Origin of the sequence: Variovorax paradoxus, assembly GCF_024734665.1 — a bacterium.
In the GTDB taxonomy this organism is placed as follows: domain Bacteria; phylum Pseudomonadota; class Gammaproteobacteria; order Burkholderiales; family Burkholderiaceae_C; genus Variovorax.
Genome location: NZ_CP102931.1, coordinates 783714 through 803829, shown reverse-complemented (window position 1 = coordinate 803829; position 20116 = coordinate 783714). Strand labels below are relative to the sequence as shown.

General features: G+C 66.4%; 25 protein-coding genes. 7 read left to right on the top strand and 18 right to left on the bottom strand.

Going from position 1 to position 20116, the window contains the following annotated elements; all coding sequences use genetic code 11:
• Positions 1 to 128: 128 nt before the first annotated feature.
• Together NWF24_RS03775 and NWF24_RS03770 are read right to left on the bottom strand one after the other, a co-directional pair.
• A complete protein-coding gene (locus NWF24_RS03775) occupies positions 129 to 1931 on the bottom strand; it encodes an ATP-binding response regulator (RefSeq protein WP_258355232.1) in 1803 nt (600 codons plus the stop codon).
• A 2-nt stretch (positions 1932 to 1933) separates the two neighbouring features.
• Positions 1934 to 2644: a response regulator transcription factor gene (locus NWF24_RS03770; protein ID WP_258353050.1), complete on the bottom strand. Its 711-nt coding sequence runs from the start codon at positions 2642 to 2644 to the stop codon at positions 1934 to 1936.
• A gap of 185 nt (positions 2645 to 2829) precedes the next feature.
• Between NWF24_RS03770 and NWF24_RS03765 the strand changes: the two genes are divergently transcribed.
• Together NWF24_RS03765 and rpoH are read left to right on the top strand one after the other, a co-directional pair.
• On the top strand, positions 2830 to 3294 hold the full coding sequence (locus tag NWF24_RS03765; protein WP_258353049.1) for an Mpo1 family 2-hydroxy fatty acid dioxygenase: 465 nt from the start codon (positions 2830 to 2832) through the stop codon (positions 3292 to 3294).
• A gap of 98 nt (positions 3295 to 3392) precedes the next feature.
• Positions 3393 to 4334: an RNA polymerase sigma factor RpoH gene (gene rpoH, locus NWF24_RS03760; protein ID WP_093059932.1), complete on the top strand. Its 942-nt coding sequence runs from the start codon at positions 3393 to 3395 to the stop codon at positions 4332 to 4334.
• A gap of 45 nt (positions 4335 to 4379) precedes the next feature.
• On the opposite strand, the gene NWF24_RS03755 is transcribed toward rpoH, so the two are convergent.
• The 6 genes from NWF24_RS03755 to NWF24_RS03730 are packed head-to-tail and all read right to left on the bottom strand — an operon-like array spanning position 4380 to position 9514.
• Positions 4380 to 5210: a DNA alkylation repair protein gene (locus NWF24_RS03755; protein WP_258353048.1), complete on the bottom strand. Its 831-nt coding sequence runs from the start codon at positions 5208 to 5210 to the stop codon at positions 4380 to 4382.
• 16 nt (positions 5211 to 5226) lie between these two features.
• Positions 5227 to 5844, bottom strand: coding sequence for an SCO family protein (locus NWF24_RS03750; protein ID WP_258353047.1), 618 nt, complete (start codon positions 5842 to 5844; stop codon positions 5227 to 5229).
• Positions 5845 to 5854: 10 nt separating this feature from the next.
• Positions 5855 to 6760 (bottom strand): heme o synthase, encoded by a 906-nt coding sequence (cyoE, locus tag NWF24_RS03745; RefSeq protein WP_258353046.1) that lies wholly within the window; start codon positions 6758 to 6760, stop codon positions 5855 to 5857.
• Positions 6757 to 7989 carry a COX15/CtaA family protein gene (locus tag NWF24_RS03740; protein WP_258353045.1) on the bottom strand — a complete coding sequence of 411 codons (1233 nt, stop codon included), beginning with the start codon at positions 7987 to 7989 and terminating at the stop codon, positions 6757 to 6759. The genes cyoE and NWF24_RS03740 overlap by 4 nt, the downstream gene beginning before the upstream one ends.
• A 6-nt stretch (positions 7990 to 7995) precedes the next feature.
• Positions 7996 to 8676, bottom strand: coding sequence for a hypothetical protein (locus NWF24_RS03735; protein WP_258353044.1), 681 nt, complete (start codon positions 8674 to 8676; stop codon positions 7996 to 7998).
• A complete protein-coding gene (locus tag NWF24_RS03730; protein ID WP_258353043.1) occupies positions 8663 to 9514 on the bottom strand; it encodes an SURF1 family protein in 852 nt (283 codons plus the stop codon). Before NWF24_RS03730 ends, NWF24_RS03735 begins: the two co-directional genes overlap by 14 nt.
• 27 nt (positions 9515 to 9541) lie before the next feature.
• On the opposite strand from NWF24_RS03730, the gene NWF24_RS03725 reads away from it, so the two are divergent.
• The gene (locus NWF24_RS03725; protein WP_093057631.1) at positions 9542 to 9772 is read left to right on the top strand and encodes a twin transmembrane helix small protein; all 231 of its coding nucleotides are present in this window, start codon (positions 9542 to 9544) and stop codon (positions 9770 to 9772) included.
• A gap of 77 nt (positions 9773 to 9849) precedes the next feature.
• On the opposite strand, the gene NWF24_RS03720 is transcribed toward NWF24_RS03725, so the two are convergent.
• The 8 genes from NWF24_RS03720 to NWF24_RS03685 all read right to left on the bottom strand — a co-directional run bounded on the left by NWF24_RS03720 (position 9850) and on the right by NWF24_RS03685 (position 16388).
• The gene (locus tag NWF24_RS03720) at positions 9850 to 10731 is read right to left on the bottom strand and encodes a cytochrome c oxidase subunit 3 (protein ID WP_258353042.1); all 882 of its coding nucleotides are present in this window, start codon (positions 10729 to 10731) and stop codon (positions 9850 to 9852) included.
• A gap of 73 nt (positions 10732 to 10804) precedes the next feature.
• Entirely contained in the window at positions 10805 to 11035 is a 231-nt protein-coding gene (locus NWF24_RS03715; protein ID WP_258353041.1) for a DUF2970 domain-containing protein, read from the bottom strand.
• Positions 11032 to 11658, bottom strand: a complete 627-nt coding sequence (locus NWF24_RS03710) for a cytochrome c oxidase assembly protein (protein WP_093057628.1) — start codon at positions 11656 to 11658, stop codon at positions 11032 to 11034. The genes NWF24_RS03715 and NWF24_RS03710 overlap by 4 nt, the downstream gene beginning before the upstream one ends.
• A 34-nt stretch (positions 11659 to 11692) precedes the next feature.
• A complete protein-coding gene (locus NWF24_RS03705; protein ID WP_019656111.1) occupies positions 11693 to 11806 on the bottom strand; it encodes a cytochrome oxidase small assembly protein in 114 nt (37 codons plus the stop codon).
• Between the two features lie 27 nt (positions 11807 to 11833).
• Positions 11834 to 13474: a cytochrome c oxidase subunit I gene (gene ctaD / locus NWF24_RS03700; protein WP_093057627.1), complete on the bottom strand. Its 1641-nt coding sequence runs from the start codon at positions 13472 to 13474 to the stop codon at positions 11834 to 11836.
• Between the two features lie 46 nt (positions 13475 to 13520).
• Positions 13521 to 14699, bottom strand: a complete 1179-nt coding sequence (coxB, locus tag NWF24_RS03695) for a cytochrome c oxidase subunit II (protein WP_093079525.1) — start codon at positions 14697 to 14699, stop codon at positions 13521 to 13523.
• Positions 14700 to 14760: 61 nt separating this feature from the next.
• On the bottom strand, positions 14761 to 15237 hold the full coding sequence (locus tag NWF24_RS03690) for a DUF2244 domain-containing protein (RefSeq protein WP_258355231.1): 477 nt from the start codon (positions 15235 to 15237) through the stop codon (positions 14761 to 14763).
• A 236-nt stretch (positions 15238 to 15473) separates the two neighbouring features.
• Complete coding sequence (locus tag NWF24_RS03685; protein ID WP_258353040.1) at positions 15474 to 16388, bottom strand: class I SAM-dependent methyltransferase; 915 nt, start codon at positions 16386 to 16388, stop codon at positions 15474 to 15476.
• Between the two features lie 23 nt (positions 16389 to 16411).
• Between NWF24_RS03685 and NWF24_RS03680 the strand changes: the two genes are divergently transcribed.
• The 3 genes from NWF24_RS03680 (at position 16412) to NWF24_RS03670 (ending at position 18071) form a co-directional block, all read left to right on the top strand.
• Positions 16412 to 17155, top strand: a complete 744-nt coding sequence (locus tag NWF24_RS03680) for a ComF family protein (protein WP_258353039.1) — start codon at positions 16412 to 16414, stop codon at positions 17153 to 17155.
• A gap of 18 nt (positions 17156 to 17173) precedes the next feature.
• Entirely contained in the window at positions 17174 to 17635 is a 462-nt protein-coding gene (trmL, locus tag NWF24_RS03675; RefSeq protein ID WP_258353038.1) for a tRNA (uridine(34)/cytosine(34)/5-carboxymethylaminomethyluridine(34)-2'-O)-methyltransferase TrmL, read from the top strand.
• Between the two features lie 139 nt (positions 17636 to 17774).
• Complete coding sequence (locus NWF24_RS03670) at positions 17775 to 18071, top strand: DUF4148 domain-containing protein (RefSeq protein ID WP_258353037.1); 297 nt, start codon at positions 17775 to 17777, stop codon at positions 18069 to 18071.
• Between the two features lie 27 nt (positions 18072 to 18098).
• On the opposite strand, the gene NWF24_RS03665 is transcribed toward NWF24_RS03670, so the two are convergent.
• Positions 18099 to 18569 (bottom strand): MaoC family dehydratase, encoded by a 471-nt coding sequence (locus tag NWF24_RS03665; protein ID WP_093057622.1) that lies wholly within the window; start codon positions 18567 to 18569, stop codon positions 18099 to 18101.
• 82 nt (positions 18570 to 18651) lie between these two features.
• Complete coding sequence (locus tag NWF24_RS03660) at positions 18652 to 19272, bottom strand: ParA family protein (protein ID WP_258353036.1); 621 nt, start codon at positions 19270 to 19272, stop codon at positions 18652 to 18654.
• Positions 19273 to 19364: 92 nt separating this feature from the next.
• Between NWF24_RS03660 and kefF the strand changes: the two genes are divergently transcribed.
• Positions 19365 to 20114, top strand: coding sequence for a glutathione-regulated potassium-efflux system oxidoreductase KefF (gene kefF / locus NWF24_RS03655; RefSeq protein WP_258353035.1), 750 nt, complete (start codon positions 19365 to 19367; stop codon positions 20112 to 20114).
• The last annotated feature ends 2 nt before the right edge of the window (positions 20115 to 20116 follow it).

The window sequence follows — 20116 nt, the reverse complement described above, 5'->3', positions numbered from 1 at the left end:
ACGGCCCCGGCTTGCGCCGGGACCGCTTCGCTTTTTCTCCCTCTCCCCTTTTTCCTTCTCTTGCGGGAACGCAATGCAGTGAAGGTAGTGCGCGCAGCGAATGCTCGCCAGTGCCGAAAGTCATGGGCTTATCTGGCAACGGCGACTTCGGCCATCGCCTGCAGCAGCGAATCGGCCACGACCGGCTTGAACAGCACCGGCACCTGCGACTCGCGAACCCGCTGCAGCCTGTCGGGCGAGGTCTCGCCGGTGATGAGCAGCAGCGGCGTCGTCATGCCCTGGCCCTGGCTGAGCCGCAGGCCCGCATCGAGTCCGTCGGCGCCGTCGGCCAGTCGATAGTCGCACAGCAACAGGTCGAAGGGGCGACCCTCGCCACTCGCCTGTTGCAAGGCGGCGGCGGCGCCGGCCTCGTCCGCCACCGCATGGGCGTCGATTGCGTGGGAGCGCAGCAGGCCCATCATGGCTTCGCGGATTTCCAGTTCATCGTCGAGCAGCAGCACGCGCCCGGGCAACACTGGCGCCGGACCGCGGCGCTGCTCGGCCGCCTCCTCGGCCGTGGCGGCAGATGCCAGCACCCCGACCAGCTCGCGCGCCGCCGCACTGACGGCCGGCACCACCACGCGAAAGTGCGTACCCCGCCCCAGCCGCGAATGCATCTGCACCGGATGCCCAAGCAGCCGCGACAGCCGCTGCACGATCGACAGCCCGATGCCGAGCCCCCGCGAGCGGTCGCGGCCCGGATTGTTGATCTGATAGAACTCCTCGAAGATCCGGCCCGACTGCTCGGGCGCAATGCCGATGCCGCTGTCGCGCACCTCGATCCACACCGAGTCGCCGCGTTCGCGCGCCATCACCGTCACTCCGCCGCGGGCCGTGTACTTGAGGGCGTTGTCGATCAGGTTGGACAGCATGCGGTGCAGCAGTTGCGGGTCGCTGTGCACCCACAGGCCGCTGGCGCGCACGCGCAGCTGCAGCTGCTTCTGCTCGGCGCGCGCCGCGAAGGTGTGATTGAGCGGCAGGAACAGCGCGTCGAGCTGCACTGGCTGCGGCGCGGGCGTGATCACGCCGGCGTCGAGGCGCGACACGTCGAGCATGGTGTCGAGCGAGGCGCCCAGTGCGTTCACCGCGCGCATCAGGCGCTCGGCGTTGCGGCCCTCGGGGCGGCCGCGAAGTTCGTTCTCCAGCGCAGCGCCGAAAAGGGCGATGGCATGCAGCGGCTGGCGCAGGTCGTGGCTGGCGGTGCCGAGGAAGCGGGTTTTTTCTTCGCTCGCACGCTCGGTGGCGGCAATCTGCTCGCCGAGCCGCGCGGCCAGCGCCTCGTTCTCGAAGCGCAGCATGAGCGACGCGGTCAGCAGCTTGTGCTGGCCGACGCCCGCGTGCAGCGTCAGCAGCAGGTAGGCTGCACCGGCTGCCGCCAGGAACAGATGCAGCCCGTCGCCCTGCCAGGCCAGCGCGGTGATCATGCCCAGCGACATCGGCATCGTGTAGCCGAAGAGCGCCGGCTTCAGCGGCCAGAGCGACTGCGCCGCCCGCGCGCAGCTGCCGACGATCACGGCCATCAGCAGCGAGGTCATGGGCAGGTTGTCGTGCGGCACGATGAGCCAGGGCACCACCGCCGTGACCATGCTCACCAGCGTGACCATGCGCGATATCTTGCGCGCCCAGTACGCGCTTTCACGCACGGGCCGGGACGGATTCCAGCGCGGCGTGAAGAACACGTAGACGTCGGCCATCAGCAGCCCGGCCAGCCAGAACAGCAGGCTCGGGTCTTTCAGCTGCGAATAGATGATGCTGCCGAACACCACCACGAAGGCCATGTGCGTCAGCGTCGAGACGCCGTAGGTGCTGTAGACCGAGGCAACATGCTCCCGCAGCACCCGCTGGCCGAGTGCGTGGTCGGCGGAGGGGTCGTTCGACGCGGCGGGCTGCACGCTCAATGCAGGGTGCTGATCAACTGGGCGCGCGAGCGCATGCCGAACAGCAGCAGGATGGTCGAGACATGGTTCTTCACCGTGCCTTCGCTCAGGTTCGCGAGCTGCGCGATTTCCTTGTTCGCCTTGCCTTCGAGCACCCATTGCAGCACCTGCATCTGCCGCGGCGTGAGCTCCTGCCAGGCGCTGGCGTGGGCGAATTCGGCATAGCCGGTGAGCGATTTGGGCACGGCCAGTGGCGGCACCTCCGCCGCGCCGGGATCGAGCAGGCCGCAGGCGCGGATGAAGCTCACCACTTCCTTCAGGTCAGCCGACTTCGGCAGGAAGGCGGCGGCGCCCAGCGCGAGCACGCCCTGCGCCAGCGTGCTGTTGCCGGTGCCCGAGAGCACCACGATCCGCGCGGCCGGAAAGCGCAGCCGGAACTCGGCCACGCCGCTCAGGCCGTGGGTGTCGGGCAGGGCCAGGTCGAGCAGCACGAGGCCGATGGAAGCCTGGTGGGTTTCGTACAGCGCGAGTGCGTCGGCAACGTTGGCAGCCTCGAAGACTTCAATGTTCGCGCCGGACGGGGTGGCCTGGGCCTGAACCAGCGCGCAGACACCCAGGCGCAGCAGGTCGTGGTCGTCCACAACCAGGATCGCCCTGGGCGCGCGGGCGGGCGCGCCAGTCTCCGCGGCCGGTGACAGAGGTGCGGGTGGGGAGTCGAAGGATGCCACGCGCCGATCTTAGCGATGTAACCTTCTTGTGACAGTGCATAAAGTCATGGCAGCCGCCGTGGCTGTAGTGCTTTATGCTACTTTTTTGATAGCAATTTCACATCGCGTGCGCGCTTGCCATCGGGCTTCTCTGTGGGCACCATCGAAAGTCTCGCCGCACCGAACGGCGCTCACGGAGACTTGTCATGACGCATACCGCCGCCGCCCCCCTGGAATCGAGCGATCGCAAGGTCGACCGCCTGCTCGCTCACTATGAAGAGAGCCACCGCAACCCGACCAACGAGCTGATCCATTTCGTGGCCATCCCGGCCATCATGCTGAGCATCGTCGGGCTGCTGTTCGCGCTCCATCACTGGGTAGCCTATGTTTTCGTGGCCGCCAGCCTCGTCTACTACGCCCTGCTGCGCGCCCCGGCCTTCCTGCTGACCATGCTCGCGCTGACCGCCCTGGCCCTGGCGCTGGTGCATGCGATGGGCGGACTTGTATTGCCGATTTCAGCCGCTATCTTTGTTGTGGCCTGGATCTTTCAGTTCGTGGGCCACAAGATCGAGGGCAAGAAGCCTTCATTCTTCGAAGACATCCAATATCTGTGGGTTGGCCCGCTGTTCGTGCTGTCCAAGCTTTTCCTAAAGCTGGGCGTACGCTGGTAGCCATCGGCTATTCCAGCGATAGAAATTCAAGGGAACCCTTGGTTTAGCACTCCCTCTAACCGAGTGCTAATATGGCCCACACAAAGGAGTTTCCCCTGATGACAACGCTGTCTGGAGTCTCTGCCAACCAGCTGGCCGTCGCCAATCCATGGTCGATGGTTCCGCCGCTGGGCAACCTGGATGCCTACATTTCGGCCGCCAACCGCCTGCCGATGCTCACGCTCGAAGAAGAGCAGGGCTTCGCACGCAAGCTGCGCGACCACAACGATCTCGAATCCGCTGGCGCGCTCGTGCTGTCGCACCTGCGCCTCGTCGTTTCCATTTCCCGCCAATACCTGGGCTACGGGCTGCCGCACGGCGACCTGATCCAGGAAGGCAACGTCGGCCTGATGAAGGCCGTGAAGCGTTTCGACCCCGACCAGGGCGTGCGGCTCGTGAGCTACGCCATGCACTGGATCAAGGCCGAGATCCACGAGTACATCCTGAAGAACTGGCGCATGGTCAAGGTCGCGACGACCAAGGCCCAGCGCAAGCTGTTCTTCAACCTGCGCTCGATGAAGCAAGGCTTCAAGGCCGACTCGGCCGCGGCCGACAACGGCACGCACCGCGAAACGCTGAGCCCCGACGAGGTGTCGCAGATGGCGACCCGGCTGAACGTCAAGCCTGAAGAAGTGCTCGAGATGGAAACCCGCCTGTCGGGCGGCGACGTCATGCTCGACCCGGGCCCGTCCGACGACGGCGACGAAACCTTCGGCCCGATCGCCTACCTGGCCGACGCCACGCAGGAACCGACCGCCCTGCTCGAATCGCAGCAACGCGACCGCCTGTCGAGCGACGGCATCGCCACGGCGCTCGAAGCGCTGGACGACCGCAGCCGCCGCATCGTGGAAGAGCGCTGGCTCAAGGTGAACGACGACGGCTCGGGCGGCATGACGCTGCACGACCTGGCCGCTGTGTACGGCGTGAGCGCCGAGCGCATTCGCCAGATCGAGGTCGCGGCGATGAAGAAGATGAAGAAGGCTCTCGCGGACTACGCGTAAGCCAATCGCCCGCCAAGAAGAAAGCCCGGTATCCCCGGGCTTTTTTCATTTGGAAAGCGTCCGCAGCGTCCGCAGCGCCCGCTTCGCGATGTAGCGGGTCTCGGCCGTATCCGACTCCGCCACCCATCGCTCGCAGAGCTTGTCTACCCACTCGCCCTGGCTCTTGCTCGCGTCGTTGAGCCAGTTCGCCACCGAGTTCTGCACATAGCGGCTGGGGTCGGCGCGCAGCGGCTCGATCAGCGGCAGCGCGCGCCACGGCTCAGTCTTGAGCTCATCGATCTGCGCGCACCACACGCCGCGCGGCCGCGTGAGTTCGCTGGCAAAGCGACGGATGTTGGGGTCGGCGTCAAACACCCACGGCTGCAGCAGCGCGAACGCCTCGTCGAGCGATTCGATGACTGCGTCGCGCACCGCCATCCATGCGATTTCCCGCACACCGAAATGCGGATCGGCGGCAAAGCGGCGCACCGCCTCCAGTTGCACCGGCAGCGACAGGCCCGAGAGCGTGACCCACTGAGCGGCCCAGCAGCGGGCCACGTCGCTTGCGTGCGTGGCCAGCCGGTGGGCGACGGCATCGCGCTCGTCATGCAGCGCCGTCAGGTCGTAGAGCGCACGCGCGATGTGCCCGTGCCGCTGCATCGGCTTGAAGGCGCTCAGCATCGCGATCGTGTCGGCCAGCCGTTCGCTCTGCGCATCGAGGCCGATGTGCCCCGCCACGCTGCGCGCCAGCCGGGGCAGTTCCAGCGCCATGAATTCGTTGAGGTTGACGGTTTCGAGCAGCCCGTCGTTGAGTGCGCCCAGCACCTCGGGCGGAATCAGTGCAATACGGAAGGCGCCCTTGCGCCCTTTCAGGTGCTCGACCGAGCCGGCGTCCATGTGCCCAGAGCCTTTCTCAGGAAGCCAGCAGCGTCTTCAGGTCGGACACCATCGACGGCACGCCGGCGCCGTAGCGCGCGTAGAGCCGCAGCCGGCCCTGCGTGTCGTAGACATAGCTGGCGGCCGAGTGGTCCATCGAATAGCTGGTCGGCGTCTTGCCGTCGACCTTCTTGTAGTAGACCTTGTAGTCCTTCGCGAGCGCGACCAGCTCGTCGGCTGTCGGGATCAGCGCGACAAAGCTCGGGTCGAACGCGCCCATGTAGGCCTTGAGCACCTCGGCCGTGTCCCGCGCGGGGTCGACCGTGACGAACAGCACCTGCAGCTTGTCGCCGTCCTTGCCGAGCTGCTGCTTGACCTGCGCCATCTCGGTCATGGTGGTCGGGCAGACGTCGGGGCATTGCGCGTAGCCGAAGAACATCACGACCACCTTGCCCTTGAAGTCGGCCATGGTGCGGACCTTGCCGTCCGCGTCCTTCAGCGAGAAGTCCTTGGCGTAGTCGGCGCCGGTGATGTCGACCGCAGTGAAGCTTTGCTTGGTCTCGCTGCATGCCGAGAGGCCCAGGCCGAGGGTGGCGGTCACACCCACCCAGCCGGCGCCCGCAGCAATCAGTCGAAGAGCGTTGCGCTTGTTCATGGAAACGTGGTCAGTGAATGTAGTGATCGACGAGCAGCGCCAGGAACAGCACGCTCAGGTGGATCAGCGAAAAGCGGAAGGTCTTGCGCGCCAGCGTGTCGGAGTAGTTGCGCCACAGTGCGAACGCATAGCCGGTGAAGCCGACGCTCACGGCAACCGCCACCGCCAGGTACAGCCAGCCGCTCATGCCGTAGATGAAAGGCATCAGACAGGCTGCGAACAAAATGAAGGTGTAGAGCAGCACCTGCAGCCGCGTGAACTCGTTGCCGTGCGTGACGGGCAGCATCGGAAGGCCGGCCTTGCGGTAGTCCTCGACGCGGTAGAGCGCCAGCGCCCAGAAGTGCGGCGGCGTCCACAGGAAGATGATGAGGAAAAGAATCAGCGCCTCGGGCCCCACGTCGCCCGTCATCGCGGCCCAGCCCAGCACCGGCGGCATCGCGCCCGACGCGCCGCCGATCACGATGTTCTGCGGCGTCAGCGGCTTGAGGATCACGGTGTAGATCACCGCGTAGCCAACGAAGGTGGCGAAGGTCAGCCACATGGTGAGCGGATTGACCGTGAACCACAGCAGCGCCGAGCCGGCTGCGCACAGCAGTGCCGAGAAAATCAGCGCCTGCAAATCGCTGAGCTGCCCGCGCGCCGTGGGGCGCCAGGCGGTGCGCTTCATCTTCGCGTCAATGCCCTTCTCGACCAGGCAGTTGAACGCCGCTGCCGCACCCGCCACCAGCCAGATGCCGATGCAGGCCAGCACGGCGTGTTGCACGTCCGCCCACGAAGGCAGGCCGGGCACGGCCAGCACCATGCCGATCAGCGCGCAGAACACGATCAGCTGCACCACGCGCGGCTTGGTCAGCGCGTAGAACTGGCGCAGCACGTTCGCGGTGCTGGTTTGCTGAACGGGGATCGGGGTGCTCACGCTGCGGCCTTCCTTTGATTGTTGTTGTGACCGGTTGCATTGTCACTGGCGCGTGCGGTCTGTGCCGCCAGGTCGCGCCGGCTCTCGCACAGGGCCCAGGTGAGCACAACGGCCAGCGCTGCTGCGCCGCCGGTATGAAGCACGGCCGCGGCCAGCGGCCAGCCCAGCAGTACGTTGCCCAGACCTGTGGCCAGCTGCAGCAACGCCAGGCCCGCGAGCCATCGCGCCTGCGGGCGCAGTGTCTCGATGCGGCGCAGGCGCCATGCCAGCACGCCGAGCGCGACGAACACCGCATAGGCCATCAGCCGGTGCGCGTAGTGGATCGCGGTGAGCGCGGAAAAATCTAGCGGCTGGCCTTCGCCGGTCACGCCCAGATGGCGCCAGATCTCGAAGCCCTGCGCGAAGTTCATGGCCGGCCACCAGCTGTCCTGGCAGGTCGGGAACTGCGTACAGGCCAGCACCGCATAGTTGGTGCTGACCCAGCCGCCGAGCGCAATCTGCAACACCAGCAGCACAGTAGTCGCGATGAGGCCATTGCGCAGTGCGGGCGACACGGGCGTGGGCAGCCGCTGTGCCGCGCTCTGCTGGTAGCGCACCGCTTGGATGCACAGTAGCGCCAGCAGCACGATGGCACCCATCAAATGCGTGGTGACGATGGCCGGGAACAGTTTCCAGGTGACGGTGAGCGCGCCGAATGCGCCTTGCAAGCTCACGCTAACGAGCGTCGCCGTCGGCCACCAAGGATTCAGCACAACTTGCGCGATGGCAGGCGGAGGCTGCGGCGCGTTGCCGGCCTTGGGCCCAATGGAAGGCCACCAGCGCACCAGCCAGGTCGCCAAGGCCAGCACGAGGATCAGCACGCCGACACCCGTTGCCAGGTAGCGGTGAACCATCTCGACCCAGGCCTTGCTGTGCGTTACCGGGCCGGTCGGCTGTGCGGCTTGCGCCATCGCGATCTCGTGGCGCGCGCCGGCAGGGCTGGCATTGCCGTAGCAGCCGGGCCAGTCGGGACAACCCAGGCCCGAATCGGTGAGCCGCGTGAAGGCGCCGAACAGCGTCAGGTCAAAAGTGAGGAACAGCGTGAGCACGGTCAGTGCATGCAACCGCCGCGCCGGGCCTGCGCCCGCGTTGCGGCGCCACACCCACACCAGCGGGCCGAGCGCGATAAGCACGCCAGCGGCCATGAGCCAGGCGATGGGCGTCAGATCGTAGAGCGAGCTCGTGTCCATGCGGTCTCAGCGGCCGGGTTCGTCCCACGACGCCGAAGCGCGCAGCAGGCGATCGAGGTCGCGCTTGGCGCGGCCGGCGCCGGCGGCGTCCATGCGGGCGGGGAAACGCATCATCCAGTTGCCCATCGGATCGACCACGTACAGGTGCTCGGCCAGCGAGTGGCCCGACACAGGCGCGAGCCACTTGGCCAACTGGTCGGCCGGCACGCGCAGCACGGTGGCGCCATGCAGGCCATTGTTCAGGCGCTCGGGCACGGGAGCAGCGTCGCTCACGAGCCAGACGCGGTCCATGCGGTCTTTCTCGCGGCCCAGGCTCTCGCGCAACTGGCGCTGCAGATAGAGCTGCTGCTCGCACAGTGCGTCGCAGGCCGCATTGGCCACCGCCACCAGCAGCCATTGGCCCTTGAGCGTGGCGAAGTCGACCGGCGCGCCGTTGCGGTCGGTGGCGATCAGCTTCGGCAGCTCGTGCTGCGGATCGATCAGTTCGCCGTAGACGCTGCGGCCTTCGGGCCGGATCACGTAATAGGTGAAGTACGAGGCAATGACCGGCGCCGCGCACATCAGCATCACGGCGATCATCTTCCAGCGCCCGACGACTGTGCGCCGGCCCTCCGCGCCGTCGAGCGCCTGGTTGGGCGACGGCATCGAATGCACCGTCAGGCCCAGCGGCTCGTCAGAAGCGGCCATCGCGTGCGCGGCGCCTTGAGCGGCGGAAGGGTGTGATGAATTGGAACCAGACATAGAGGATGACGACGAGGGCCGACAGGCCGAACCACTGGAATGCGTAACCGTAGTGCCTCTCCAGGCCCAGCGCCGGGGCCGGCCAGTCGCGCTGCAGGCCCTCGGAAGCCGGTCCGCTCTGCTGCAGCGACACGTCGGTGCGCAGCGGCAGTTTGGTCTCGGCACGGAAGGCCTCCAGGTCGAGATTTTGCCGGATGGGCGAATACCCTTCGCCGGCCGGTGCCGGGGCGGCCGGCGCGGAGGCTGCCGAGGCGGGCGCAGAGGCGGCAGGCGCGGGTGTCGGTGCGGACGTACCCAGCTCCAGCAGATGGCTCGGCGGCGGCTCGATCAGGCCCGTGACCTCGACGATGCCAGCCGGTGTCTCGACTGCACCCAAGTGCGTGCGATCGACGAAATTGCGCTGGATCCAGCCGCGCTGCACCATCACCGCTTGCTCGGTACCTTCGAGCGCGAAGGGCGTCAGCACATAGAAGCCGGGCGTGCCGTGCATCTGGCGGTTGTCGAGGTACACGGTCTGCGTTGGCAGCCAGAGCCCGCGCAGGCGCACCGGGCGGTGCAGCGAGTCGGAGGCTTTTTCCAGCGCCAGGAATTCGGCCTGGGTCAGCGCCGGCTTTAGCTTCTGGGCGTCGATGTCGGCCTGCAGCGCTTCTTTCTGCGCGGCGCGCGAGAGCTGCCAGCGGCCCAGCGAAACGGTGGCCGCCACGGTCAGCACGGCGGCGATGGTGATCAGCCAGAAACGGCCCGGGCGGCGCCGGTCTTCGGAATACAGGGGTTCAGGGGTCACTGGAGAGAACGGGGCGTGCGGCCGATAATGCGGGTCATGAAATATTTCGTCGCCCTGGTGTTCCTGGGCATCTTCGCGAGCCTCGCGTTCGCCCTGTACTTCATGCTGAAGGACGGGCGCAACGGGCGCGCCAAGAGCGGCGGCATGGCGCGAGCGCTCACCTTTCGGATCGGCCTGTCGGTGTTTTTGTTCCTCTGCATGCTGCTCGCCTGGAAACTCGGCTACATCCAGCCCACCGGACTCCCGCTCGGCAAGTAGATGGTGCTCGTTCCACGAGAACCATGAAAAAGGCGCCTTACGGCGCCTTTTTTCTGGAATGCCGCGAGGTTTTTCGCTCAAAGCCAATAGACCAGCATGTAGAGGCCGAGCCAGACCACGTCCACGAAGTGCCAATACCAGGCCGCACCTTCGAAGCCGAAGTGGCGCTCCGGCGTGAAGTGGCCCTTGCGCAGGCGCAGCGTGATGAACAGCAGCATCAGCATGCCGATGAACACGTGCAGGCCGTGGAAGCCGGTCAGCATGAAGAAAGTCGAACCATAGGTGCCGGAGCTGAGCTTGAGGTTCAGTTCGGTGTACAGGTGGTGGTACTCGTAGCCCTGCACGCCCAGGAAGATCACGCCGAGCAGCACGGTGAGCCACATGAAGCGGATCGTTTGTGCGCGGTGGCCGGCACGCAGCGCGTGGTGGGCAATGGTGAGCGTCACGCCCGAGCTCAGCAGCAGCGCGGTGTTGATCGTGGGCAGCCAGAACGGGCCGACGGTCTGGAAGGGCTCGACGATGCCGGCCGGCGAGGCTGTGGCGCCTGCGGCGACGCTGGGCCACACGGCCTTGAAATCGGGCCAGAGGATCGCGTTGTCCAGGCTGCCGAGCGCGGGCAGCGAATGGGTGCGGGCCCACCACAGCGCGGTGAAGAACGCGCCGAAGAACATCACTTCCGAGAAGATGAACCAGCTCATGCTCCAGCGGAACGACAGGTCGACCTTGTGGCCGTACTGGCCGCTCTCGCTTTCGCCAATGGCGGTGCGGAACCACACGAACAGCGTACCGAGCCAGATCACCATGCCGGCCAGCAGCGACCACGCGCCCCACTCGTGGCCGTTGATCCATTGCGCGGCGCCCAGGATCACGAAGAACAGGCCGATCGCGGCCGAGACCGGATAGGCCGACGGTCCGGGCACGAAGTAGTAGGGCGTGGTGCCGTGGGTGGTTGAACTCATATCAGCTCCTGGCTTTCTTTCTTCTCTCGATTCAATGGATTCTGCTTGCTGTCGCGGAATGCTTTTTCGTCAATCAGGCTGCGGCCGATGCGACCACATGGCGCACCAGCAGCACCAGCGCGACCACGAAGACGATCACGGCCACAAACGCCACCGCAATGATGTGCAGCGGGTTCAGCTTGCCCAGGTCTTCCTGGTAGGCGCTGTTCTTGCGCACGCCGAAGAACGACCAGCCCACCGCCTTCACCGTGTCCCACAGCGAAGCCTTCGGCCGGGGCCCTGGCTGGTTCAGCGGATCGGTCACGAGCGTGGCTCATTGGCAGTGTTCGAAACGGCCGCCACCGGTGCCGCAGGGGTCTTGCCGCCCACCTCGAAGAAGGTGTACGACAGCGTGATGGTCTTCACGTCTTTCGAAATCTTGGGGTCGATCACGAACGCGACCGGCCACTGCTTCTTCTCGCCCGGATCGAGCGTGTACTGGTTGAAGCAGAAGCACTCGAGCTTGTTGAAGTACGGCGCGGCCTGCTGCGGCGCGTAGCTCGGAATGGCCTGCGCGGCCATGCGGCGGTTCTGCACGTTCTGGAACTCGTACATCACCGTGTTGAGCTGGCCCGGATGCACTTGGATGGTCCGCTCCGCGGGCTTGAAGTCCCAGAGGCCGCCGCGCACGTTGGAGTCGAACTCGACCGTGATGGTGCGAGTCATGTCGACCTGCGTGTTGTCGGGCACGCGCACGTTCTTGCCGCCGCTGGCACCGCCCGGCACCTCGAGCTCGGAGAGCGCGAGGATGTTGATGCCGGTCATCTCGCAAATGGCGCGGTACATCGGCACCAGCGCATAGCCGAACGCGAACATGCCGCAGGCCACGACGGCCAGCTTGCCGACCATGCGGACATTGGCGCGGCGGATGCGTGGACCGAGGCTCATGCGTGTGCTCCCGTTCGTTGCGTGGGTGGCGGGTTCAGCGGCCGCTGAACCAGACCATGCGAACGATGAAGCCGATGAAGAACACCACCGCGATGGAAGCCAGCGTGAGCCCCATGCGACGGTTGTTCCTTTTCTGTTCGGGTGTCATCGTGCTTTCGAATCAGTCACTGGGCGATCAGCCGATCACCTTGGTGGCGGTCGCGTCGAGCTTGGGCGGGTTCTCGAAGGTGTGGAACGGTGCCGGCGAAGGCACTTCCCATTCAAGGCCCTCGGCGCCTTCCCACGGCTTCTGCGTGGCCTTCTCGCCCTTGCCACGCATGGTGGGCAGCACGATGAAGAGGAAGAAGTACACCTGAGCGAAGCCGAAGAAGAACGCACCGACTGACGCCACCGCGTTGAAGTCGGCGAACTGCATCGGGTAGTCGGCATAGCGTCGCGGCATGCCAGCCAGGCCCAGGAAGTGCATCGGGAAGAAGGTCACGTTGAACGAGATCAGCGACCACCAGAAGTGCACCTTGCCGCGTGTTTCGTTGTACATCACGCCGGTCCACTTGGGCACCCAGTAGTAGAAGCCCGAGAACATGGCGAACAGCGAGCCGGCCACCAGCACGTAGTGGAAGTGGGCCACCACGTAGTAGGTGTCCTGCAGCTGCGTGTCGATCGGCGCGACGGCCAGGATCAGGCCGGTGAAGCCGCCCATCGTGAACACGAAGATGAAGCCGACCGCGAACAGCATGGGCGTCTCGAAGGTCATCGAGCCCTGCCACATCGTTGCGATCCAGTTGAAGATCTTCACGGCCGTGGGCACCGCGATCAGCATGGTCGCGTACATGAAGAACAGCTGGCCGGTGAGCGGCATGCCGGTCGTGAACATGTGGTGCGCCCACACGATGAACGACAGGATGGCAATCGACGAGGTGGCATACACCATCGAGGCATAGCCGAACAGGCGCTTGCGGGCAAAGGCCGGCACCACCTGGCTGATGATGCCGAAGGCCGGCAAGATCATGATGTACACCTCGGGGTGGCCGAAGAACCAGAAGATATGCTGGTACATCACCGGATCGCCGCCGCCGGCGGGGTTGAAGAAGCTGGTGCCGAAGTGGCGGTCGGTCAGCGTCATCGTGATGGCGCCTGCGAGCACGGGCATCACGGCGATCAGCAGGTAGGCGGTGATGAGCCAGGTCCAGCAGAACATCGGCATCTTCATCAGCGTCATGCCGGGGGCGCGCATGTTGAGGATGGTGACGATGATGTTGATCGAACCCATGATCGACGAGGCGCCCATGATGTGCATCGCGAAGATGCCGGCGTCCATCGAGGGGCCCATCTGCAGCGTGAGCGGCGCGTACAGCGTCCAGCCGGCAGCGGGTGCGCCGCCGGGCATGAAGAACGAGCCCACCAGCATCAGCGCCGCCGGGATCAGCAGCCAGAAGCTGAAGTTGTTCATGCGCGCGAACGCCATGTCGGAGGCGCCCACCTGCAGCGGGATCATCCAGTTCGCGAAGCCCACGAAGGCCGGCATGATGGCGCCGAACACCATGATCAGGCCGTGCATGGTGGTGAACTGGTTGAACAGCTCGGGGTTCACCAGTTGCAGGCCGGGCTGGAACAGCTCGGCGCGGATCAGCAGCGCGAGCACGCCGCCCACCATCAGCATCGTGAAGCTGAACAGCAGGTAGAGCGTGCCGATGTCCTTGTGGTTGGTCGCGAACACCCAGCGGCGCCAGCCGGTGGGCGCGTGGTGGTCGTGATGCTCGTCGTGTGCGTGGTCGCCGGGGACTGCGTGACCGTGGGGGTCGAGGACTGCACTCATTTCGTTGTTCCTTGCAATTTCTTCGTCGCGGGGCGCTGCTGCCGCATCACTTGGCGCGCAGGGCCAGCACTTCGGCCGGCTGCACCAGCTGGCCCGTCTTGTTCGACCAGCTGTTCTTGGTGTACGTGGCCACGGCCGCGAGGTCGGTATCGCTCAGCTGCTTCCAGGAGGGCATCGCGCCGTTGTTCTGGCCGGTGAGCAGCACCGTCAGCTGGATCTTGTGATCGGCGTCGGTCACCTTCGGGGAGCCGTCGAGCGGCTTGATCGGGCCAGCGCCCTTGCCGTTGGCCTGGTGGCAGGCGGCGCAGTTGGCGGCATAGACCTTCTCGCCGCGCACCAGCATGTCGGGCAGCGCCCACACCTTGGTCGGGTCGTCGAGCTTGGCTGCGGCTTCCTTGCGCTTGGCGGCCACCCAGGTCGTGTAGTCGGCCGACGAGACCACCTTCACGTGGATGGGCATGTAGGCGTGTTCCTTGCCGCACAGTTCCTGGCACTGGCCGTAGTAGTCGCCCACGGTCTCGGCGCGGAACCAGGTGTCGCGCACGAAGCCGGGGATCGCGTCCTGCTTGAGGCCCAGCTGCGGCACGGCGAAGGCGTGGATCACGTCGTTCGCGGTGGTGATGATGCGGATCTTCTTGTTGACCGGCACCACCAGCGGGTTGTCGACCTTGAGCAGGTAGTCGTCGGGCATCGCGCCCTTGGCGCCTGCGTCGGACATGGCGCGCTGCGAGCTGTCGAGCGTGGAGATGAAGGCCAGGCCCTCGCCTTCGCCGTTCAGGTAGTCGTAGCCCCACTTCCACTGGTAGCCCGTGGTCTTGATCGTGAGGTCGGCGTTGGTGGTGTCCTTCTGGGCCACCAGCACCTTGGTGGCGGGCAGCGCCATCACGATCACGATGAGGAAGGGCACGATGGTCCAGATGACCTCGACCACCACCGATTCATGGAAGTTGGCCGCCTTGTGGCCGACCGACTTGCGGTGCTTCCAGATCGAATAGAACATGACCGCGAACACGGCGACGAAGATGACCGTGCACAGGATCATCATGATCGTGTGGAGCAGATGCTGCTCCTGCGCGATCTTGGTCACGCCGACCGGAAGATTCAACTGGCGCACCGAAGGGCCGCCGGGCAGATCGTTGACTGCGTGCGCCGCGCTGCTGAAAGCCGCGCCGGCCGCCAGCAACAGATTCGCCGGCCTGTACTTATTGCGCCAAATGCTCTTCATCGTGTTCACGTTTCTTCAATTTTTTCGACAAACCCAACCGTGCAGCACTGCGCGAGCCCCCTCAGGCGCCACGCAACGCCATGCGAATCTCGCGGGCCAAAGCCGCACGCAACTCCGGGCGTACATAGCGCCCCACCCTGACCGATCGACCCTGCCCCGAGACCTCGATCAGCGAGCGATCGCCGGTCTCGGGTTCGATCCGCACCTGGTGCGGAAGAAATTCCGTGCGTTCGTAGTGCCCGCCGTTCTCGAGCTCCACGACGAGCCGCCCTTCCTGCAGCGCGATCTTTTCGCCGTCGGTCGCATGCCGTGCATAGACCATGAACGCAAATCCGACAGCGGCCAGTTCGAGCCAGGCAAAAGGCAGTACCAGCGGCGCACCGTGCAGCCAGAACAGGGTGCCGATGCCGAGCGATACCACGCACAGCGAGGCGTAGAGCCAGCCCAGCTGGCTCGGCGTCACCGAGCAATTCCGCTTCAGGAACCAGTGGATGCTCTGGCCTGAAACGGTGGCAAATCGAAACACGGAATTCGACACGGGCGAGTTCAGCAAATCGGTGCGTCGACGGTCGCCAAACCCCTCGTACAAACAGGATTCGACACCCCTCGATCGCGGGACAATACCCGCGAGTTTCACGCAACGGCGGATTGTAGCGGGTAGATATCTGTGCCCGAGTGCCCTGTGGGACGCCTACGGGTCACTACTAGTAGGCAAAAAACGGCTCGTGCGCCAAGCGTTTTTGCCGCGCAATCAACAGGCGATAGAACAAGCGATCAAGCGCCCGGCCGACCCCGCTGCAGCATCGAGCGCATCTCGCGCAACGACACCGCGCTTTCGGCCGACAACGACACGCGCGGCGCCGGCTTGAATGCATGGCCGTAGATGACCTCAAAGGTCAGCGCGATGCGCCCGCCTCCTTCTTCGGCCGGCGCGAGTTCGGGCAGCGCCTTCTTCAACGACTGGTGCCAGGCCTTGCCGCGCAGCGCCGCAAAGCGCGACGGGTGCAGGTTGCGGCCCAGCGTGCGCAACTCGGCCAGTGCCGCCTCGGGCGTGGCCCAGGTCAGCACGATGCGCTCCATGTCCATCACGGGTTCGGCAAAGCCGGCGTGCACCAGCATGTCGCCCCAATCGTGCATGTCGGTGAACTCGTGGCCCGCGGCCGGCCAGCCTAGGCGGGCATGCAGCGCGCGCAGCTCGCGCACCGTGTCGGGCCCGAGGCAGGAGAACATCAGGAAGCCGTCGGTCGCCACCAGCTTGTGCCAGTGCGAGATCAACGCTTCGGGGTCGGCCGCCATGTGCAGCGACATGTTGGCCCAGAGCAGGTCGACGCCGTCTTCGGGCGGTGCGTCGAAGCGCGCCTTGCCGGCCTGCCAGCGGCGCGCGCTCCACCATGGCGCGCTCAGCGCCTGGCCGGTTGCGGCGGCCAGCGCGGGCTCTGGTTCGATCACGAAGGAAGCGGCGTCCTTGTAGCGGCGAGCGACCAATTCATGCGCCTCGAGGCCGCTGCGCAGCGGCGCCCAGTCGGCCCAGGTGCGGGGCTGGGCCTTGATCCATTGCAGCCGGTCTTCCATGCGGCGGCCGATTTCCTCGTGCAGCCAGGGGGAGCCGTCGGCAGGCGCGAGCCGGCGCCAGCGGGCCGCCGCCGTGGCATCGATGGTCGGCGGTCGTCGTGAGGGGTCGGTGGCCATGGGGCCGTGAGTATATTGAGGCAATGCTCAGCCATCGGGCCCTGTGGCCTTTCCTGCCTTTCGCGCCGTTCAGGCCCCTCACTTCGCTGCTTGCACGGCTGCCCAGCCAGTGCGCGGTCTGCCGCGCCTGGCCCTCGCGCCCGGTGTGCGATGCCTGCGTGGCCCGCTTCGCGCCGCCCACCGCGCGATGCGGCAGTTGCGCGCTGCCCGTGCCCGAGGGCGTGAGCCGCTGCGGCGAATGCGTGAAGCACCCGCCGCCGCTGGACGCCTGCCTCGCGGCCTGCACCTACGCGTGGCCGTGGCCAGACGCCATCGCAGCCTTCAAGTTCCGTGGCGAGGCAGGCTGGGCCGGGCCGTTCGCCACGCTGCTGCGCAGCGCGCCCTGGGTGGAACCGGCGCTGGAAGCCTGCGACGTCGTGCTGCCGATGCCGCTGGCGCCCGGTCGGCTACGCGAACGCGGCTTCAACCAGGCGCACGAGTTGGCGCGGCGGCTGACACCTTCCAAGACCGACGCCACCCTGCTCCTGCGCACCCGCGAGACGCCCGCCCAGAGCGGCCTTTCGCGCGCCGACCGGCTGCGCAACCTGCGCGGCGCCTTCGCGGTGGAGCCGCAGCGTGCAGAGGAGCTGCGCGGCCGGCGCCTCGTGCTGGTCGACGACGTGATGACCAGCGGCGCCTCGCTGTTCGCCGCCGCCGAAGTGCTGCGGCTGGCCGGCGCAGCCCACATCACCGCCGTCGTGCTGGCCCGGACCGATCCGCCACGCTGAGCCGCCGACAATCGGCGCATGTTCCATATCGTCCTGGTCCACCCCGAAATTCCGCCGAACACCGGCAACGTGATCCGGCTCGCAGCCAACACCGGCTGCACGCTGCACCTGGTCGAGCCGCTGGGCTTTTCGATGGACGACCGCCTGCTGCGCCGCGCCGGGCTCGACTACCACGAGTACGCCGAAGTAAAGCGCCATGCCGACTGGCAGGCCCTGCTCGCCGCCGAGCAACCCGCCGCCGACCGCATGTTCGCCCTCACCACACGCGGCACGCGGGCCGTGCATGACGTGCGCTTCCAGCCCGGCGACTGGCTGGTGTTCGGCTCGGAGACCAGCGGCCTGCCGCCCGCCGTGCGCGACGGCTTCGCCGAGCCACAGCGCTTGCGGCTGCCAATGCGCGAAGGGCAGCGCAGCCTGAACCTCTCGAATGCAGTGGCCGTGACAGTGTTCGAGGCCTGGCGGCAGAACGGCTTCGGCTGACAGAAAGAAACAAAGCCGCCGCCCCTTCGGGCATCAGGGACGCATCCGATCGGCGAAGCGGGCCGTATGGAAGACATGCCGGCCGCAAAAGCGACCCGGCATCTGGTCCATCCACCGCTTTGCCCCAAGGAGTCTTGCCATGAATGCCATCAAGTCGATTGCCTTTGCCGCCTTCGCCACGCTCGCCCTCGCCAGCGGCGCCCAGGCTTTCCAGGGTGAACAGAACCCGCTGCCGCCCGCGCCCTTCCAGTCGACGCTGTCGCGCACGCAAGTGCAGGCCGAAGCGCGCCAGCCGCTGCAGATCAATAACGGTGGCACCGGCGTGCAGCAGGCCAGGAGCGGCAACGTCGACCGCAACGCGGTGCGCGCCAGTGCACTGAGCATTACCCGCCAAGGTGCAGCCACCTACGGCGAAGTGACCGATCGCCGGATGTAAGAAGAAAGAGGAAGGGCTGCCGCTTCCTCAGCGGTAGCGGCGCACTACCGACTCGGCCACGCAAGCCGGCTTGGCGGCGCCTTCGAGCTCGATGGTGGTTTCCCAGGTCATCTGGAAGCCATCGTTGGCAATCGCCTCCGAGGTGAGCAGCTTCATGCGGGCCCGCAGGCGCTTGCCCACCGGCACCGGCGACATGAAGCGCACCTTGTTCAGGCCGTAGTTCACGCCCATGCGCGACTCGACCACGTCAAGCGCCGTCTCGTAGAAGCGCGGCAGCAGCGACAGCGTCAGAAAGCCGTGGGCAATCGGCCCGCCGAAGGGGCCGGCCTTGGCCCGTTCGATATCGACATGGATCCATTGGTGGTCGCCCGTCGCCTCGGCGAACTGGTTGACCTGCTCCTGCGTGATGGTGATCCAGTCGCTCACGGCGACTTCCTGGCCGACGCAGGCGGCGAGATCCTGAAGGGTCTGGAATGTCTTTTTGGTCATGCGGGGCATTCTGGCGTCCGGGGCGCTCGCGCGGCTGTCGGGCTTGCGACAACCGGGCTCAGGGAAAACCGGGAGAAGACGGCCAAGCAGCTCAGGCGTCGAGCCATTCGCAGATCGGCTGCCACTGCTCCAGGTCTCGCTGCACGCGGCCGGGCGCGATGTCGAACAGCGTGAGCCCGCGCGCCGCGAGTTGCACGTAGTTCTGCGTGTCGCGCAGCTCGCCGATCACCGGCACGCCGAGTCCGGCGATGAACTCGTGGAGCCGGTCGGCCGCCAGCGTGCGGGCGTTCACGCGCATGCCGACGAGGCCGATCTTCGTTTTCTCGGCGCGGCGCTGCTCCATCAGCCGGTCGAGGAAATCGCGCGTCGCGTAGATGTCGAAGATGCTCGGCTGCAGCGGCACGATCACCCGGTCGGCCAACGCCAGCACCTCCTTGAAGCGCCAGCCGTGCAGGCCGGCCGGCGTGTCGAGCACCGCGTGCGTGGTGCCGCGCGGCGGCCGCACCACCGTGCTCTCGCCCGTGGCCTCCCAGGTGGCGATGGGCCGGGCCAGCGGCGGGCGCAGGCCCAGCCAGAGCCGCGAAGACTGCTGGCGATCCACGTCGCCCAGCATCACGGCATGACCACGGCTTGCGAAGTAACCCGCGACATTCGTCGCGATCGTCGACTTGCCGACCCCACCCTTGGGATTGGCGACCAGAACCACCGGCATAAAGCTCTCCTCCAGAACTGGGACAGCCGGAATGGTAGTCGCTGGCGCGCTTTTGCCCGACGCACCGGCCCTGACTGAGATATGTTCGCGGGATGACGACAACAACATCCATGGGAACTTCCGCCGACAGCTCCGGCGGCAATTCCGGCGGCATCTACGTGCTGGCGGCGCACCCGCACTGGCGCGACTCCCGCGTCAACCGCCGCATGCTCGCCGCCGCGCGCGCCGTGCCCGGCGTCGACGTGAACGACCTCTACGGCAGCTACCCCGACTTCGCCATCGACATCGAGGCCGAGCAGGCCCGGCTCGCCCAGGCCAGCCTCGTGGTGCTGGTGCACCCGATCCAGTGGTACTCGATGCCCGCGCTGCAGAAGCTCTGGGTCGACGACGTGCTCAGCTACGGCTGGGCCTATGGTCCCGGCGGCACGGCCCTGCAGGGCAAGGACTTGTGGCTGGTCGCCACCACGGGCAGCCCCGAGGCGAGCTACCACCCGCAGAACTACCACCGCTATTTCTTCGACGCCTTCCTGCCGCCCTACGAGCAGACCGCCGCGCTGTGCGGCATGCGCTTTCTGCCGCCGCTGATCTTCTACGGCGCGCGCAGCGCCAGCGAGGCGGATGTGAAGTCGCATGTCGAAACCTTCGCCCAGCGACTGGGCAGCTACCCCGATTGGCCAGAGATCGAGGAGATCGACGCCTGCGTGGCCTGTCCGGTACCCGAGAGCGATCGGCCGGCCGAGGTCGATGAGCTCGACAAGGCGGCCGCCAGCGCCTTCCATGCCGCCGTGACCCACGGCCTTGCGAACGCCTCCGCAGACAACCACGCCAAGAAGGCGGCCTGAGC

Bases quoted from the DNA above. Each gene is read 5' to 3' on its own strand.
- NWF24_RS03765 (WP_258353049.1), top strand. From the start codon at position 2,830: ATGACGCATACCGCCGCCGCCCCCCTGGAATCGAGCGATCGCAAGGTC.
- rpoH (WP_093059932.1), top strand. From the start codon at position 3,393: ATGACAACGCTGTCTGGAGTCTCTGCCAACCAGCTGGCCGTCGCCAAT.
- NWF24_RS03755 (WP_258353048.1), bottom strand. From the start codon at position 5,210: ATGGACGCCGGCTCGGTCGAGCACCTGAAAGGGCGCAAGGGCGCCTTC.
- NWF24_RS03750 (WP_258353047.1), bottom strand. From the start codon at position 5,844: ATGAACAAGCGCAACGCTCTTCGACTGATTGCTGCGGGCGCCGGCTGG.
- NWF24_RS03740 (WP_258353045.1), bottom strand. From the start codon at position 7,989: ATGGACACGAGCTCGCTCTACGATCTGACGCCCATCGCCTGGCTCATG.
- NWF24_RS03735 (WP_258353044.1), bottom strand. From the start codon at position 8,676: ATGGCCGCTTCTGACGAGCCGCTGGGCCTGACGGTGCATTCGATGCCG.
- NWF24_RS03725 (WP_093057631.1), top strand. From the start codon at position 9,542: ATGCGGGTCATGAAATATTTCGTCGCCCTGGTGTTCCTGGGCATCTTC.
- NWF24_RS03720 (WP_258353042.1), bottom strand. From the start codon at position 10,731: ATGAGTTCAACCACCCACGGCACCACGCCCTACTACTTCGTGCCCGGA.
- NWF24_RS03710 (WP_093057628.1), bottom strand. From the start codon at position 11,658: ATGAGCCTCGGTCCACGCATCCGCCGCGCCAATGTCCGCATGGTCGGC.
- NWF24_RS03705 (WP_019656111.1), bottom strand. From the start codon at position 11,806: ATGACACCCGAACAGAAAAGGAACAACCGTCGCATGGGGCTCACGCTG.
- ctaD (WP_093057627.1), bottom strand. From the start codon at position 13,474: ATGAGTGCAGTCCTCGACCCCCACGGTCACGCAGTCCCCGGCGACCAC.
- coxB (WP_093079525.1), bottom strand. From the start codon at position 14,699: ATGAAGAGCATTTGGCGCAATAAGTACAGGCCGGCGAATCTGTTGCTG.
- NWF24_RS03685 (WP_258353040.1), bottom strand. From the start codon at position 16,388: ATGGCCACCGACCCCTCACGACGACCGCCGACCATCGATGCCACGGCG.
- NWF24_RS03680 (WP_258353039.1), top strand. From the start codon at position 16,412: ATGCTCAGCCATCGGGCCCTGTGGCCTTTCCTGCCTTTCGCGCCGTTC.
- trmL (WP_258353038.1), top strand. From the start codon at position 17,174: ATGTTCCATATCGTCCTGGTCCACCCCGAAATTCCGCCGAACACCGGC.
- NWF24_RS03670 (WP_258353037.1), top strand. From the start codon at position 17,775: ATGAATGCCATCAAGTCGATTGCCTTTGCCGCCTTCGCCACGCTCGCC.
- NWF24_RS03665 (WP_093057622.1), bottom strand. From the start codon at position 18,569: ATGCCCCGCATGACCAAAAAGACATTCCAGACCCTTCAGGATCTCGCC.
- NWF24_RS03660 (WP_258353036.1), bottom strand. From the start codon at position 19,272: ATGCCGGTGGTTCTGGTCGCCAATCCCAAGGGTGGGGTCGGCAAGTCG.
- kefF (WP_258353035.1), top strand. From the start codon at position 19,365: ATGACGACAACAACATCCATGGGAACTTCCGCCGACAGCTCCGGCGGC.